Here is a 16413-nt window from a genome sequence, read left to right as displayed (position 1 = left end):
GCTTATTCAAGCTCAACGGCATGTATATAAGCATCCATAAGTGTCGCTAATTTGGCAAACTGCGGGCCAATTGCATGTTTAACCATGTAACCTGCTACGTTATTATGGTACGCGCGAGTACGATCGTTATCCTCATTGGAGGTCGTGAGTATAAATACAACGGTATCGTTTAATTTTTCATCTTTACGAATATGCTCTAAAAATTCAAAGCCATTCATCACTGGCATATTCAGGTCTAGCAATACTAAGTAGGGCTCTGATATTTCTTTTTGTTGCGCTTTTTCTCGTAACGCATCTAGTGCCAGCTTTCCGTTTTGTTTCCAAATTATTTTAATTTTAGGATCCACTTTTTTTAGGCTTCTTGTAACGGCTTCCGCGGCAACATCGTCGTCCTCAACAAGCAGTATAGATAGATTTTTGATCATAAATTTTCTTTCCTTGCAAAGCGAGGCCACCACACATGAAATGTAGACCCTTTTTGCGGTTCATTTGAGCTTACTGAAATGCTCCCACCATGAGCTTGTGCCAAACGCCGACTAATAGACAGCCCAATACCTGAGCCCGACTTATCATCAGAGGTTGTTTGAAACAAACTAAAAATACGCTCGTAAGCCTCTGTTGGGATACCGGGGCCATCATCAGTCACAGTGATATGGCAAAGCGTATTTTCTGCTACACAACGAATCTCTATAGTTCCCTCTTTACTGTCGTGGTGTTTAATAGCGTTACTTAATAAATTGCGGACCACGGTTTCAAGTGGCGTCCATGCAGTGACGATGGTATCTAATTGAATGTCTTTATGAAGCTTCATTCCAGCCGGTAAATCTAACAGTTCGGTAACGTTAGAAATTAACTTATGCATATCGATTACTTGAGTATCTAGAGTGGCTTTGCCTGCTCTTGCATAGGCCAATAAATTATCTATTAACGTCTCCATTTTATGAATACGATCATCAATACGTGTTAAGTTATATTCTACTTCAGGCGTGGTAGTGCCCAAATCTTCTTTTATCCATTCAATTAAGTTTGAAATACCCCGCAATGGAGAGCGTAAATCATGAGAAGCCACATAGGTAAACTCCTTCAAACTTGTGTTATTTTCTTTTAACTCGGTTTCCATTCGTTTTCGTTCTGTTATATCTAACAACGACACAAATACCATGTCTTCGTCACTGGTGTTTATAAAAGGACTCAGGCCCACTTCAACTGGGAATTCTTTTCCGTCTTTGTGTAAGGCGGTTAAATCTCTGCCTACTCCCATACTTCTGACACTGGGTTCACGATGAAATGAATGGCGAAGTGCTGAATGGTGCCCTTGATAGCGATGCGGTAATAGCATTTCCATTTTTTTATCGAGTAACTCTATTTCACTGTAGCCAAAAGATTTACATAACGATTGATTAACCGCTTGAATAATGCCCGCTTGGTCTACTATTAACACACCATGAGGTGCAGCTTGAATAGAGCGTTGAAACATATTGTTAGCGCGCAGCCTTTGCGATATATCAACCAGTGTGGCTAAAACTAACTCTTGTTGTCCGTGTATCGGATTTAAACCTATTTCGATTGGGATTTGCTTACCATTTTTTTGACTCGCAAATAACTCACGGCCTTCACCCATTAATCGTTTTCGAGGGTTAGCAAAAAACTGACTCATCAAGTGGGTATGGTTCGCTTTAAATTGCGCTGGAAGTAAACTATCTATATTCATCCCTATTAGTTCTGAGTCCTCATAGCCCAGTATTTCAGATAGTTGACTATTGGCAAAAAGGATCTGAGCATCGGTATTGACTACCATTGCCCCCATGGGTAAACAACTAACTAGTTGAGTTAAAAAGGCTTCGTCCATATTTACATTTGAACTAGGTGAATTAGATTTTTTATTTACTTTTTTAAGGTCCATCAAGCATCCCGCAAGTAAATGTAGTTCCTATAATATAGTAATAGTCGAACAAGTATTGAACAGCAAATTTAGAGGAAGATCATGTTATTTAAATGCTCATTTTAATAGTTTCTTCTTATATTTTAGCGAGTCATTATGGTTGAAAAGGGTGCATTGATTTATTTAGTTTTGGGTGGGGAGTGTTAACTTTAGTGATTACTAAATATAGTTAGTGTTTAAATAATCTTACTCTCTATTGCAAAGACTTCAAAAATGCTGATTTCGTACTGTGTCTACGCTAGTGTGTTACTTGTTTCCAGGCGCTATGGTAGCGCTTGAAGAAAAGTTAAAACAAAACGTGCTTAAAAACATCACCATTGTGAGTAACACTTTAGCTTTGCTTTTATATAAACCAACTAAAGTGATTAAGCTTAAAGGGTTCTACCAAACACCTATTTATGTGTACCACTGGCAACCAAAATAAACTTTGCTTTAAGTCTTAATACAAACAGCAGCAGCTTTGTCGCGATTTTTAATTGCGATACTTATTGGCGCAATAAGCTAATGTAGTGGTTTTTAATTGCGATACTTATTGGCGCAATAAGCTAATGTAGTGGTTTTTAAAAATGCTAATTTTATATAAGTTTCGAAGATAGTTAAGAGTGATAACAGTGCTATGAATTTAAGATTGAATCTCTTTATTTTTCTATTTTGGAGAGTAGGCTATAGTGTGAAATTAAAAGCTAATTAATTCAATGAAATGGAGCATGTTAGTCTATTTAGTTAAATGTAGAGTTAAAAAGTTAGTGAGTTAAAAATGAGTATTTGTACCCCTTTTGTTGATTTTTATTTTAAATATATTTACCTTAAACTTTAAAGTAGTACAGATTAAGGACAATAAATGAAAAAGGTAATTTTCGCATCTCTTCTATGTATCTTTTCTAGTTCAACGATAGCTAATGAACAATCTTTAACAACAGAGTGTTCAACTTGTTTTTCTTATGAGCAGTTTAAAACTTCAGCGAAGTCAAATGCTCAGCTTGATAAAACCCGCGATGTTTACGTAATGAATCTAGAAGCATTAACTATTAAAAAGTTCGAAGTTTCAAAAAGGTTTAGCGGTTACAAAACCCTTACTGGGACTGGTGGTGAACCCGATGGGCGTGGAGGGAAGATGAAAGGTATAAAAGTACCTACATATTCAGTCACTGTTAAAGACCATAATGTAGAACAAAGTGTTTTAAATAATTTCTACAATTTATCTGATGCTAAGAAGCAAGTAATGATGTCTGTACAATCACTTAAGGCTGATGAAGTGCCGTCTGAAATCGCAGGAAGCGTATGGGATTTAGTTGGTTCAAGCTCTATTCAAAATAAAGTTGCAAGACATTATAATGGAAATACTAATCTCAGGAATGATCTTACTAATTTTGCAAACGCAACAGACAAAGTCTCAGGATTGTTAAATGTAGACAAGATTATGGTGCAAGTTAGTTTTAGTGATGGAAGTACCGCAATTTTTTCTCTATATGCAGTGATTAATGGGGATTTAATTTGGGATTTTGAACGTGGTAGCGACGTCGATTTAAATAAAGTAAAGCCTAATTTCGATACTAAAAACGCTGAATCTTATGATTTTGACAAGGGTGGAGCTGATGTATTTGTAGATTTCTATAATGCGGCAAAACGAGCTGGAGTGTCTTTTACTTCAACTTCTAGTGAGGGTGCTCAGACTGGAGGGAGAGTCACTTGTGCAACCAAAAATCTTGATAAATATATTTGTACATACACTAGATAAAATTTACTATACAAATTACAGAACGATCTAGCCCTTAGGTCGTTTTTTTAACAGAATTGTTCTTTAACTTAATAGAGTAAAAGAGTTAAGCCTAAACTTCAGACATTACGGCTACTTAGCATCTACTCATAACTGCATATCAATGACCTCTAACCAATACATCAAAAATTAAAAGTAGGTATGTGCTTCTTTATTATTTGAAAAGTATTTAACTGTGGCGTCAGATAATCTAAATACCTCTGAAATCAAAAAGCAGGAATAATTTTAATAGATTAGTTAGTGCGATAAATGTGCGATATTTTTTTGTATTAAATTAGGTAGTACGAAAGGAAAGCAGTTTTTATTGAATAAATAGAATTATGAAAGGATTTAAATGGTCGGTATGGAGAGATTCGAACTCTCGACCCCTGCCACCCCATGACAGTGCGCTACCAAGCTGCGCCACATACCGACTTCGATAGCAATAGTACGTGTATTTATAAAAAAATCAATAAGCTTTTGTTTGTTTGGATGTTTATTGCGCAAGCGCTTAGTTTTAAGCACTTGCGCGGAGTGTTTTACACGGCCTTAGTCTTTATTTAACCACTGGTTGATCGTGTTATACATTTCATCTCGTAGTATTGGTTGGGCAGTTTTGTTAGGGTGTAAGTTATCGTTTTGCATTAGCTCGTTTTTTCCTGCGACTTTAAGCACAAAAAACGGCATTAAATGCGAGTTAGTGGCTTCACTAACACTGGTAAAGCTATCGGTGAACATTTTACTGTATCGTGGGCCATAGTTAGGTGGAATATATATTTCCATAAGTGCGGTTTGTGCATCTGCAGCTTGGCTTTTTTCAATTAAAGCGGTTAAGTTAGTTTGCATTTTAGTGATTGGAAAACCGCGCAGGCCGTCATTAGCACCGAGCTCAATAAGTACGTGAGTTGGTTGATATTGCTCAAGTAGCGCGTCTAATCGGCGCAATGCACCGCCGGTGGTTTCGCCGCTAATACTGGCATTTACTAAGTTGATATTGCGTTGCTCGTCATCGTATTTATCTTGTAACAATTGCACCCAGCCTTGTTCTTGTTTTAAGCCATAGGCTGCGCTTAAACTGTCACCAAGTATTAAAATCGTGTTGTTAGCTGCCGCGTGTAGTGGGTTAATAACTAAAAATAAAATGAATACACAACGTAGGATTGAATGAGTCATATGTCAGCGCTTTCTCAATTAAATATAATTCAAGTAAATGGTTTGTCTAAAGTGGTTTCCACCTTCGAAGGTGAGTTGTCCATCCTCAGCGACATCAGCTTTAATGTCAAGCATGGTGAGTCTGTTGCTGTTGTTGGCACATCGGGTTCTGGTAAGTCTACATTATTGAGCTTGCTAGCAGGGCTTGATACCGCCAGCAGTGGCGAGGTAATGTTAGATGGTGAGCCTTTGCACAAGTTAGATGAAGAAGCGCGAGCAGCACTGAGAGCCGCTAAAGTCGGTTTTGTATTTCAGTCTTTCATGTTGGTGCAAAGTTTAACCGCACTTGAAAATGTGATGCTGCCTGCTGAGCTTGCAGGTGAACATGATGCTAAAGAGCAGGCGCTCGCGTTACTTGAAAAAGTTGGCTTGAGCCATCGCATTGATCATTACCCGTCGCAGTTATCTGGTGGTGAGCAACAACGAGTTGCGATTGCTCGTGCATTTGTGGGTTCGCCTAAAATACTGTTTGCCGACGAGCCATCAGCTAACCTAGATAGCAAAAATGGCCATATGATTGAGTCGTTATTATTTGATTTAAATAAGCAAAATGGCACAACGCTTATCTTAGTTACCCATGATGAAGCACTGGCGCAAAAGTGTGAACGTATTATTCAGATTGAAGCCGGTGAGCTGGTTCACAATTCAACTGAGGAAATGGCAAATGTGGGCTAAATTAGCACTTAAACTATTTTCTCGAGAGTTTCGCCGTGGTGAACTAACCGTGATAAGTGCTGCCATCGCTTTAGCGGTGCTAACGGTGCTTACTTTATCTATGGTGACTGAGCGAATCGCACAAAGTATTGCACAAAAAAGCAGTGCCTTTATTGCCGCTGATAGGGTATTGGCCAGCAACCATGCCATAGATACCGCTTATATTACTCAAGCTAAACAGCAAAACCTTGAAACAGCGCAAATGGTGTATTTTGACACTATGCTGTTTGCAAACGATGAAATGCAATTTAGCTCAGTAAAAGCTGCGTCAAACAGTTACCCGCTTAAAGGCCAGTTAAAGGTTAAGTCGGGCTTAAACGCCGAAACAGAAGTTGCCCCAGGTGCACCAACCCCCGGTAACGTGTGGTTAAGTGAATCGGTTTTTTATAGTTTAAATATAAACGTAGGCGACCAAGTTGAGCTAGGTGCCGCGTTATTCAATGTGGAAAAGGTGATTGTTGAAGAACCCGATGCGCCGTTTAATGTGTTCTCTAGCAGCCGCAGGGTACTTATTAATATTGACGACGTACCAAAAACTGAAGTAATACAGCCCGGTAGCCGTGTATTTTACCGCCAGTTGTATGCAGGTGATGAAAGCGACATAAATAGTTTTTACGATTGGCTAAAACCGCAACTTAAAGAAAACCAAAATTGGTATGGTGTTAAAGACCGTCAATCGCCTATTTCAAATAGCTTAAATAGAGCTGAAAGCTTTTTGTTATTAGCCGGTTTGCTAGGGATTATTTTAGCCGCGGTTGCTATTGCTGTATCGGCTAAGCGCTATTGTGAGCGTCAATACGACCCAGTCGCAATGATGAAAACCTTAGGCGGCAGCCGCGATATGATCCGTAAAATTTACCTTATGCACTTATTAATGGTATGTACTATGGCGGTGGTTGTTGGCCTAGCTATTGGCTATGGCTTGCAAGAGGTGGCTACCGGTTATTTAGCTAAAAGTATGGGCACTGAACTGCCCATGGCTGGTTTTAAACCTTGGCTGGTGGCGATTAGCACAGGGGTTATTTGTGCGGTTATGTTCTCTATTAAGCCACTGTTAGATTTATTTGATATTCCACCGCTTAGAGTACTTCGCCGTAACTTAGGTGATCGCCTTGCGGTAAGTAAAATTCATTTAGGGCTAAGTGCACTCACCGTGTTTTTATTAATGTGGTTATTTAGTAATAACATAAAAATTACGCTTATTTTGTTTGTCTCAACGCTTGCGCTTATTTTGGTGTTATTTTTAATCTCTAAGTTAATATTTGGCGGTGGCCGCAAGCTTGGCTTAAAGCCGGGTAACAGCTGGTCTTTGGCTATTGCGTCTATTCAAAAGCGCGCCAATGTTAATGCAGTACAGTTAATTAGTTTTTCGTTAGCGATTAAATTACTATTATTTTTAATTGTGCTTAAAAACGATATTATTTCTGATTGGCAGTCACAATTACCAAGTGATGCACCTAATGCCTTTTTAGTGAATATTACGCAAAATGAACTGGACCCAGTTAATGAATATTTAGCACAAAAAGGCATTCAGGTGTCGGAGTTTTACCCGACTATTCGTGGTCGCGTAAATGCCGTCAACGGTGAAGCGGTTGCGCGTGAAGTGTCACTGCAAGATAACGAGAAAAAAGACGAAGAAGCCCGCTCAGGCATTGGCCGCGAGCTCAATTTAACCTGGCTTGACGAAGCCCCTTCGCAAAATGACATTATCGATGGCCAGTGGTTTGGCGATGACGCCGTTGCCGAGGCCTCACTGGAAGAGTCGATGATGCAGCGCCTCGATGTTAAATTAGGCGATACCCTCACGTTTTTAATCGGTGCGCAGTCGTTTGATGCTAAAATAACCAGTGTGCGAAAAGTAAATTGGGCCACACTCAAGCCTAACTTTTTTATTATTTTAAGCCCAGATGTACTTAGCGACTTTCCGGCAACCTATATTTCATCGGTACGCATTGAACCTGAGCAAAAGCGCGACTTTAGCCAGTTATTACGTACATACCCCACCATTACAGCAATTGATGTAGATAATTTTGTTAAGCAAATACAGTCGACTATTGAGCAAGTGTCGTTAGCCATTGGTTTTGTATTGGCTATTGTGGTGTTATGTGGTGCGTTGGTACTAATATCGCAGGTGCAAGCAAGCTTAGGTGAGCGCATGCAAGAAATCGTAATATTGCGTACATTAGGCGCTAAAAGTCGATTAATAAAAAATGCTACTTTATATGAGTTTTTATTGCTTGGCGGTTTAGCCGGACTGGTCGCTGCATTTTTCAGTGATATTGCACTGTTAATAGTGCAGCAGCAAATGTTTGATTTGGCGGGTAAGCTGCATCCAAATATTTGGATTATTGGCCCCGTTGCTGGTGGCGTGTTTGTAGCAGGTTTAGGTTATTTTATGATTGCCCGTACGCTCAAACAAAACACCCAAGGCTTAGTGCGCGCATTGGCGTAAACTTTTTGGCCAAATAGAGTTTAAATGCCTACTTTTTAAGTAGGCATTTTTGTTTTGGCTTGGTACTGGTAATTTATACAGTGCTCTGGCATTATTAGCATTATTAATAAATAACAATAATGAGAGTGCTGTTTGGCCATTATTTTAGGGATCGATCCGGGCTCGCGTTTAACGGGTTACGGTGTGGTTGCGCACCAAGGTGCTAAGTTTACATACTTAGGCAGTGGCTGTATTAAATTAGCCGATCATGACTTTCCCACCCGACTTAAAATGATATACCAAGGTATTACGCAGCTTATAGAGCAGTTTTCGCCTGAAACCTTTGCCATAGAAAAAGTATTTATGGCACATAACCCCGATTCTGCTTTAAAGCTTGGGCAAGCCCGTGGTGCTGCCATTGTGGGGGCCTCTATGGCCGACTTACCGGTGTTTGAATACTCTGCACGGCAAATAAAGCAAGCCGTGGTGGGTAACGGTGGAGCAGATAAATCGCAAGTACAACATATGGTTAAAAATATACTTAAACTGCCAGGTACGCCGCAAGCCGATGCAGCAGATGCACTCGCGATTGCAATTTGCCATGCTCACTCTGAACAAAATTTAATAAAACTAGCGGGTAGCGCAAGCAAAACCGTTAGAGGACGTCTAAGGAAATAACAATGATAGGTCGCTTAAACGGCGTGTTAGTTGAAAAACAGCCCCCAGAAATATTATTAGAAGTGAGTGGCGTTGGCTACGAAGTACAAATGCCAATGACCTGTTTTTATGATTTACCCAAAGTGGGCGACAACGCCATTGTGTACACTCACTTTGTAGTACGCGAAGACGCACAGTTATTGTTTGGCTTTAATAATAAAACCGAACGAGCCTTATTTCGAGAGCTGTTAAAAGCCAATGGCGTAGGACCTAAATTGGGTTTAGCTATTTTGTCGGGTATGTCGGCGCAGCAGTTTGTAAGTTGCGTAAATAATGAAGACGCTACGGCCTTGGTTAAACTGCCAGGGGTAGGTAAAAAAACCGCCGAGCGATTAGTGCTCGAAATGAAAGACCGATTAAAAAATTGGGGCAACGACTTATTTACCCCATTTAGCGACAGCGCCGTAATAGAGCCTGCGAGCGATGCAACTATAGCTAATAATGCGGCCGATGATGCAGTTTCGGCTTTGGTGGCGCTCGGTTATAAATTGCCACAAGCGCAAAAAGCAGTAAAATCAGTAAGCAAACCCGATATGTCGACTGAGGTTCTAATTAAAGAATCTTTGAAATCAATGCTGTGAGTAAATTATGATCGAAGCTGATCGCTTAATAGATGCTGCTGAAAAAACCAATGAAGACACCATAGATCGTGCTATTAGGCCTAAGTTACTGGCCGATTATCGTGGTCAGCCGCATGTTAAGCAACAAATGGAAATATTTATTGAAGCTGCGCGTAGCCGCAGTGAAGCGTTGGATCATTTATTAATATTTGGCCCGCCAGGCTTAGGTAAAACCACGCTTGCTAATATTGTAGCCAACGAATTAAATGTAAACATTAAAACCACCTCTGGCCCTGTGCTTGAAAAAGCTGGCGATTTAGCTGCATTGCTTACTAATCTTGAAGAAGGTGATGTACTGTTTATTGATGAAATTCACCGCTTAAGCCCACAAGTAGAAGAAATACTTTACCCTGCAATGGAAGATTACCAGCTCGATATAATGATAGGTGAAGGGCCTGCAGCACGCTCTATTAAGCTTGATTTACCTGCATTTACCTTAATTGGCGCAACCACGCGTGCGGGCTCATTAACCTCACCACTGCGTGACCGCTTTGGTATTGTACAGCGTTTAGAGTTTTATTCTGTTGAGGATTTGTCGCATATAGTGGGGCGCTCAGCGCATTACCTTGATTTAGAAATGTGTGACGATGGCGCGGCAGAAATTGCCAAGCGCTCTCGTGGCACACCACGTATTGCAAACCGTTTATTGCGCCGTGTGCGCGATTACACCCAAGTTAAATCAGATGGTACAGTTAATGCCGAGGTAGCTCAGCAAGCCCTCGATATGATTGATGTTGATAAAAGCGGCTTTGATTACATGGACCGCAAATATTTACTCGCCATTATTGAAAAATTTATGGGTGGCCCGGTTGGCCTTGACAACCTAGCCGCTGCCATAGGCGAAGAAAAAGAAACCATAGAAGATGTGATTGAACCGTTTTTAATTCAACAAGGATTTATTCAGCGCACGCCTCGCGGACGAATAGTGTCGGATAATGCGTATCATCATTTTGGTTTACTGCCCAAGCAAGACTAATTAGCAGCTTGAGATAGATTTATTATCCAGAGCTTAGGTTAAATACTAAAGCCATTGTCTTTTTAACGACAGTGGCTTTTTTTATGCGCAAACATTACGTATTTTACTTTGCCAATAATTCACTGAGCGTTAAGACATATCAGGCTATTGTTCGACTGCTTATTTAGCCCGAGTTGAGATGGTTTGATAAATTGTAGGCAAAAAAAAGCCCGCAAAAAATGCGGGCAAACAACAAGTTTAAGGAAGTAATCTAGGGAACTACGTTTTACTTATTGAGGTCATACCCCAAGAAGTAAAAAAGTAATACGAAATAAATCATATTACGAGGAACTGGATTCAATGAAATAGCTTTCATTTAATGCGCTAGCTCGGTATGGGAGAATAATACCGAAGCGACACAATTTGTTCAAACTAGAAAATTTATATTTTCAGATTAAAAAAACTAATAGCAGCGGTTTTTTGTTTTTGCTTATTGTTGCATGTTAATTAATCATTAATTCTATAAGTTAATGAAATGCTTTGTTTATGTATATTAACATATTAACGTTCGGTATTAGTTTTACTATTACGTTAAGGTAAGCATGTGCTGGTTATGAGTGCTTATGCATTAATTTTGAATAAACAGCGCATTTCTGTCACTCTTTAGTGAAACTAAGCGTGCTTCCATAAAGCTTTGTTGTTATTTATTTATACAGTAGAACAAGAGTTAAGTAGTAAATATTGAGTAAAGCTGTTTTTTTAACGTTTTTTGTTGTCTATTCACAGCAATATCGTTGTCAGCAGTAAATACACTAGATACACTAGCAAAACTTTAATGGTGGCTAATGTATTGCTAAGTTACCTTACTCAAATAAATCAATTTGATGTTTTTAATTATTTAGGAGTTTAACGTGGGATCAGGGCTTAATTTTTTAGATCTAATTCTAGAAGCCAGTTTGCTTGTGCAATTAGTAATGCTAGCGTTGGTTGCTATGTCGGTTATGTCATGGGCTATTATTTTTCAACGTAAAAAAGCCATCTCTGACGCCTTAGCAAATGCCAAAAAATTTGAGCAACGTTTTTGGTCTGGTGTTGACCTAAGTAAACTATATAACGAAATTTCTTCTCGCGGTGGCCAGTCTGCTGGTATTGAGGCGTTATTTACCTCAGGCTTTAAAGAGTTTGCACGTCATAAAAAAAATACCTTTCAAAGTGCGGGCATTGTAATGGAAGGCACACACCGTTCAATGCGGGTTGCGCTTTCTCGCGAAATTGAAAAACTAGAATCAAGCTTATCGTTTTTAGCAACAGTTGGTTCAATTAGCCCTTACATCGGCTTATTTGGTACTGTTTGGGGTATTATGAATGCCTTTATTGCTCTAGGTGAAGTAAAACAAGCAACCTTACAAATGGTTGCTCCTGGTATAGCAGAGGCGTTAATTGCTACAGCAATGGGTTTATTTGCTGCAATTCCTGCTGTTATTGCTTATAACCGATTTGCTAATAAAGTTGAAAAGTTAGAATCTCACTACATTAACTTTATGGAAGAATTTGCCAATATCTTACACCGTCAAGCAGCTACCCAAATAGAGGCTCAAGCGAATGTATCATCGTAAAAAGCGTCGCCCAGTCGCAGAAATTAATGTAGTACCATACATTGATGTAATGTTGGTGCTGCTTATTATATTTATGGCCACCGCGCCGTTAATTACTCATGGTGTAAAAGTAGACCTACCAAAAATGGAAGAGTCGGACTTAGTTGATACGAAAGATACGCCACCCATTATTGCTTCTATTGATGCCGATGGTAACTATTATGTGAGTGTAGGTACCGATCCTGAGGAGCCAATGGAAGCATTAGATGTAGCAGCAGTAATTAAGCTGCAACTAATGAAAAACCCAGATGTGCCTGTAATGATCAAAGGCTCGGGTAAAGTGTCGTATCAGGAAGTGTTACTGTTAATGGACTTTTTAAAAAATGCAGGTGTACCGTCGGTAGGGTTAATGACCGAATCCTTTGAGGGGACCAAGTAGCTGTATGAGTAGTTCACTAATTAAATCAGTATTACTGCATTTAGCGTTAGGTGGGTTTTTGTATGCGTCAGCAAACATTCATCCTCCTAAACCTAAAGTAATGGAAGTAACGCTTAATGCGGCTATTCCTGAGCCAGAGAAAGCGGTTTCGGCGGTTACGATTGATCAAAAGCAAGTTGAGCAAAAAATAGCTGAGCTTAAAAAGAAAGAAGATGATAAAAAGCGTGCTGAAGATAAACGTATTCGCGATTTAGAACGCAGAGCAACCGATGCACGTAAACAGCGTGAAGCTGAAGCAAGACGCATTAAAAAGCTTGAACAGCAACGCAGAGCAAAAGAGAAAGAAACCGCAGAAGCGCAAGCACAAGCTAAAAAAGCCCGTGAAATAGAACAGCGCGAGCGAGCAAAAGCGAAGCAAGCCGAAAAGCAAAAGCAAGAGGCTGAAAACGCAGCAAAAGCGGCTGCAGACAAACGCAAAGCGGAAGAAGCGGCACTTAAAAAAGCCGAACAAGAGCGTAAAAAGCGCGCTGAAGAAGCTGAGCGTAAACGCCAACAAGCACTTCAAGAGCAAATGCTGCAAGAGCAGCTTGCCAAAGAGCAGGCGGCACGTAATAAAATACGTCAACAGCAAGTAGTGAGTGAAGTTGATAAATTCCGCGCATTAATTATGGCGCGTATTCAACAAAACTTATTAATTGATGAAAAAATGAAAAACCAGCAATGCCGCATTAATATCCGTCTTGGGTTTAATGGGCTGGTAACACAAGTTAAATCTTTAGGCGGTGATAAGTTAGTGTGTGAGGCTGCATTAAGAGCTGTTCGCATGGCTGACACATTACCGGTATCTAAAGATAAAGACGTATTCGAGCAACTAAAGAATATTAATATAACCATCGCGCCAGAGTTTTAAGGGATGACATGTTTAACAAAATTAAAATAGCCTGTTTAGTTTTAATATTAGGGTTTCAGGGTGTTGCACATGCGGCACTTGAAATTGTTATTACTGAAGGTATTGACGGCGCAAGACCGATTGCGATTGTGCCATTTAAATACCAAGGTATTGGTCCTATTCCACAGCAGCTAAGTGATGTAATTGCTGCCGATTTAATGCGCAGCGGTAAGTTTAAGCCTGTGAGTGTGTCGCAAATGCCACAACAACCTCACAAAGATGCTGATATTGATTACGGTGCCTGGGTTAATAAAGGTGTCGAGGCTGTATTGGTTGGTGAAGTAGAGCAGCAAACCAATGGACGCTATTTAGTGCGTTATGAGTTGGTTGATGTTATTCGCGGCCAAATCACTGGCGGTGAAACACAAATGATGAGCAACGGTAAGCTGGTTCAAAGCCAAGACCATATTTTAGAAGCGCGTCAAAGCGTGATTGGTGAAACCGGTTTTCGTCGTTACTCGCATCGTATTAGTGATGTGATTTATGAAAAACTAACTGGTGAAAAAGGCGCGTTTTTAACAAAAATAGCCTATGTTATTGTACGTGATACTGATGAAAAGCCGTATCAGTTAGTGGTTGCCGACTATGATGGCTTTAATGAACAAGTGTTATTGCGCTCAAAAGAGCCGCTAATGTCGCCAGTATGGTCGCCCGATGGGACTAAATTAGCGTATGTAACGTTCGAAAATCGCCAGAGCCAAATTTTTATTCAAGACATTTATACCGGTAAACGTGAATTGATCACCAGCTATAAAGGAATTAACGGTGCGCCGCAGTTCTCGCCAGACGGTAAAAAGCTACTGTTAGTGCTGTCAAAAGATAAAACTGGTGCAACTGAGGTTTACTTATTAGACTTACTAACACGTAAAGAGACGCGATTAACACGCCATCGTAGTATAGATACCGAACCTTCGTGGTACCCAAATGGTCAAGATATAGTATTTACGTCGGAAAGGGGTGGTAATGCTCAGATTTATAAGTTAAATTTAAAAACTGGCAGATCTCAAAGATTAACCTTTGATGGTGACATGAACCTAGCGGGTTCTATTTCGCCAGACGGAAAAGAATTAGTGATGGTAAACCGTACTAACGGACAGTATCATCTTGCTAAGAAAGAGTTGGCTACAGGTGCGTTCCAAGTTTTAACTCGAACTCGCCTTGATGAATCGCCGAGCATAGCGCCAAATGGCTCGATGATTATATACAGCACGCTCCATAATAATAAACAGGTACTTGCGCTAGTATCGATGGACGGCCGTTTTAAAGCACGCTTACCTGTGCTTGATGGACAAGTGAAGGCACCGGCTTGGTCGCCATATTTACAGTAATAATTGCTGGTTTACTCAAAATAGGAATCTACTCAATGCAACTTAACAAAATACTTAAAGGCCTGCTAATTGCTGTGCCAGTAATGACGCTAGCAGCTTGTAGCTCATCTTCAGATATCGATGAAAATGCAGCTAACCAGTCTAACCAAGCAACTGTTGAGCAAACAACAACTGATACAGTTGAAGTAGCAACAATGACGCCAGAGCAAAAAGCAGAAGAGCAACTTCGTCAAAAGTACGAAGCGCTTCGTCAAGAGCAAATCATTTACTTTGGTTTTGACACTGCAACGATTCAAGGTCAATACGGCGAGCTACTTCGTGCACACGCTGAGTTTTTAGTTAAAAACCCTTCTGTTAAAGTATTAATCGAAGGCCACGCAGATGAGCGCGGTACACCAGAGTACAACATTGCACTTGGTGAGCACCGTGGACAAGCAGTTGAAAAATACCTACAAAGCTTAGGTGTTTCTGCAAGCCAAATGTCAGTAGTTAGCTACGGTGAAGAGAAACCAATGGTTAAATCTCGCACTGAAGAAGCTTTCGCTAAAAACCGCCGTGCGGTACTAGTTTACTAAGATAAGAGATATTATGAAGCCGAAAATTATTTTGGCAGCCATGATATTGAGCGGGAGCACCCAGTTAATGGCTGCTCCCGCTCCTGTTTCAGAAGCTGCAAGTTCACAGTCGAGCATTGAAAAGCGTTTAGCAACCCTTGAAAGTATGATGCAACAACGTAATTTCTTACAAGTAGAGTTACAGCAACAGCTTAACTTACTGCAAGATGAAGTGAGTCAAATTCGCGGTGTTACCGAAGAGCAAAGCTATAAACTTGAAAAGGTATTGCAGCGCCAGCGCGAGCTTTATCAAGAAATAGAAAACCGTGTTAGCCAAGCATATGCTAAACCGGCTACTCCAGCGCCTACAACAGACTACACGCAACCAGGTAGCGATCAGAGCTACAGCAGTGATTTATCTGAAAACGAAGCGTACGAGCGTGCTGTTGCGCTTATAATGAAAGATAAGCGCTATGACCAAGCTATTCCAGAATTTCAAGCGTTCTTAACAACGTATCCAAATTCAGTGTACACCTCAAACGCACATTATTGGCTTGGGCAATTATTAACGATTAAAAATGACGGTGTAAAAGCAGCCGAGCATTTCAAAGTAGTTGTTAACGAATTTCCAAACTCAAATAAGCGCCCAGATGCAATGTTAAAGCTTGGTACACTTTTACAAGAGCAAGGGTTAAAGGCTGAAGCGCAAAAAATACTGAATGAGCTAATCAATCAGTACCCAAGTACAACTGCTGCTAAACTAGCCACAGATCGCTTATCAAAATAAATGTTGATGCTTGATTAGACTGCTTTTTGTCATAAGCGGTCTAAATTTGCTCAACTAGACATAAAAACTTAAAAAAAGAGACAATTTCGGTTGCACTCATTTTATAAATAAGTATTATAAGCGCCCGCAGCAAACGAATGGTAACCCCACTCGAAATGCGACAAAAAGAGCGGGTCATTAGCTCAGTTGGTAGAGCAGTGGACTTTTAATCCATTGGTCGATGGTTCAAGTCCATCATGACCCACCATTCTTTATTGTTAATAAAGTTTGGTCTTTAATCGGCGGATTTACGTAAAGTGTTAACAAACACACAGAGCGGGTCATTAGCTCAGTTGGTAGAGCAGTGGACTTTTAATCCATTGGTCGATGGTTCAAGTCCATCATGACCCACCATTCTTTATGGAATGGTTATAA

Annotated in this window: 15 protein-coding genes and 3 tRNA genes; 14 read left to right on the top strand and 4 right to left on the bottom strand. The window is 40.2% G+C overall.

Annotation, left to right across the window (positions count from 1 at the left end):
- Nucleotides 1-2: 2 nt before the first annotated feature.
- Nucleotides 3-425: a response regulator gene (locus DK924_RS08325; protein ID WP_010392817.1), complete on the bottom strand. Its 423-nt coding sequence runs from the start codon at nucleotides 423-425 to the stop codon at nucleotides 3-5.
- Complete coding sequence (locus DK924_RS08320) at nucleotides 422-1903, bottom strand: PAS domain-containing sensor histidine kinase (protein WP_109874853.1); 1482 nt, start codon at nucleotides 1901-1903, stop codon at nucleotides 422-424. Before DK924_RS08320 ends, DK924_RS08325 begins: the two co-directional genes overlap by 4 nt.
- Before the next feature lie 880 nt (nucleotides 1904-2783).
- Here DK924_RS08320 and DK924_RS08310 point away from each other — a divergent pair.
- Nucleotides 2784-3680 carry a hypothetical protein gene (locus DK924_RS08310; RefSeq protein ID WP_055013134.1) on the top strand — a complete coding sequence of 299 codons (897 nt, stop codon included), beginning with the start codon at nucleotides 2784-2786 and terminating at the stop codon, nucleotides 3678-3680.
- A gap of 374 nt (nucleotides 3681-4054) precedes the next feature.
- Here the strand turns inward: DK924_RS08310 and DK924_RS08305 are convergent.
- Nucleotides 4055-4131 (bottom strand) — tRNA-Pro (locus DK924_RS08305).
- 116 nt (nucleotides 4132-4247) lie between these two features.
- Complete coding sequence (locus DK924_RS08300) at nucleotides 4248-4871, bottom strand: arylesterase (RefSeq protein WP_109874852.1); 624 nt, start codon at nucleotides 4869-4871, stop codon at nucleotides 4248-4250.
- On the opposite strand from DK924_RS08300, the gene DK924_RS08295 reads away from it, so the two are divergent.
- From DK924_RS08295 to DK924_RS08235, 13 genes are all read left to right on the top strand, one after another.
- On the top strand, nucleotides 4872-5585 hold the full coding sequence (locus tag DK924_RS08295; RefSeq protein ID WP_010392805.1) for an ABC transporter ATP-binding protein: 714 nt from the start codon (nucleotides 4872-4874) through the stop codon (nucleotides 5583-5585).
- Nucleotides 5575-8076 (top strand): ABC transporter permease, encoded by a 2502-nt coding sequence (locus tag DK924_RS08290; protein ID WP_109874851.1) that lies wholly within the window; start codon nucleotides 5575-5577, stop codon nucleotides 8074-8076. The genes DK924_RS08295 and DK924_RS08290 overlap by 11 nt, the downstream gene beginning before the upstream one ends.
- A gap of 132 nt (nucleotides 8077-8208) precedes the next feature.
- The gene (ruvC, locus tag DK924_RS08285; RefSeq protein ID WP_008114131.1) at nucleotides 8209-8733 is read left to right on the top strand and encodes a crossover junction endodeoxyribonuclease RuvC; all 525 of its coding nucleotides are present in this window, start codon (nucleotides 8209-8211) and stop codon (nucleotides 8731-8733) included.
- A 2-nt stretch (nucleotides 8734-8735) separates the two neighbouring features.
- Nucleotides 8736-9353 carry a Holliday junction branch migration protein RuvA gene (gene ruvA / locus DK924_RS08280; RefSeq protein WP_008114133.1) on the top strand — a complete coding sequence of 206 codons (618 nt, stop codon included), beginning with the start codon at nucleotides 8736-8738 and terminating at the stop codon, nucleotides 9351-9353.
- A gap of 7 nt (nucleotides 9354-9360) precedes the next feature.
- A complete protein-coding gene (ruvB, locus tag DK924_RS08275; protein WP_075169409.1) occupies nucleotides 9361-10368 on the top strand; it encodes a Holliday junction branch migration DNA helicase RuvB in 1008 nt (335 codons plus the stop codon).
- 890 nt (nucleotides 10369-11258) lie between these two features.
- Nucleotides 11259-11963: a protein TolQ gene (gene tolQ / locus DK924_RS08270; protein ID WP_010392797.1), complete on the top strand. Its 705-nt coding sequence runs from the start codon at nucleotides 11259-11261 to the stop codon at nucleotides 11961-11963.
- The gene (tolR, locus tag DK924_RS08265) at nucleotides 11950-12381 is read left to right on the top strand and encodes a protein TolR (RefSeq protein ID WP_109874850.1); all 432 of its coding nucleotides are present in this window, start codon (nucleotides 11950-11952) and stop codon (nucleotides 12379-12381) included. The genes tolQ and tolR overlap by 14 nt, the downstream gene beginning before the upstream one ends.
- Nucleotides 12382-12385: 4 nt before the next feature.
- Complete coding sequence (gene tolA, locus DK924_RS08260) at nucleotides 12386-13291, top strand: cell envelope integrity protein TolA (protein WP_109874849.1); 906 nt, start codon at nucleotides 12386-12388, stop codon at nucleotides 13289-13291.
- 8 nt (nucleotides 13292-13299) lie between these two features.
- Nucleotides 13300-14658 carry a Tol-Pal system beta propeller repeat protein TolB gene (tolB, locus tag DK924_RS08255; protein ID WP_010392790.1) on the top strand — a complete coding sequence of 453 codons (1359 nt, stop codon included), beginning with the start codon at nucleotides 13300-13302 and terminating at the stop codon, nucleotides 14656-14658.
- Between the two features lie 35 nt (nucleotides 14659-14693).
- Nucleotides 14694-15233: a peptidoglycan-associated lipoprotein Pal gene (pal, locus tag DK924_RS08250; protein WP_010392787.1), complete on the top strand. Its 540-nt coding sequence runs from the start codon at nucleotides 14694-14696 to the stop codon at nucleotides 15231-15233.
- A 13-nt stretch (nucleotides 15234-15246) separates the two neighbouring features.
- A complete protein-coding gene (gene ybgF / locus DK924_RS08245; RefSeq protein ID WP_010392784.1) occupies nucleotides 15247-15999 on the top strand; it encodes a tol-pal system protein YbgF in 753 nt (250 codons plus the stop codon).
- Between the two features lie 171 nt (nucleotides 16000-16170).
- Nucleotides 16171-16246 (top strand) — tRNA-Lys (locus DK924_RS08240).
- Nucleotides 16247-16316: 70 nt separating this feature from the next.
- Nucleotides 16317-16392: transfer RNA gene (locus DK924_RS08235), tRNA-Lys, on the top strand.
- Nucleotides 16393-16413 lie beyond the last annotated feature (21 nt).

It is taken from the genome of Pseudoalteromonas sp. meg-B1, from assembly GCF_003173795.1.
Lineage (GTDB): Bacteria > Pseudomonadota > Gammaproteobacteria > Enterobacterales > Alteromonadaceae > Pseudoalteromonas > Pseudoalteromonas undina.
The sequence above is the reverse complement of the archived record's forward strand: the minus strand, read 5'-3'. Positions and strand labels throughout refer to the sequence as shown.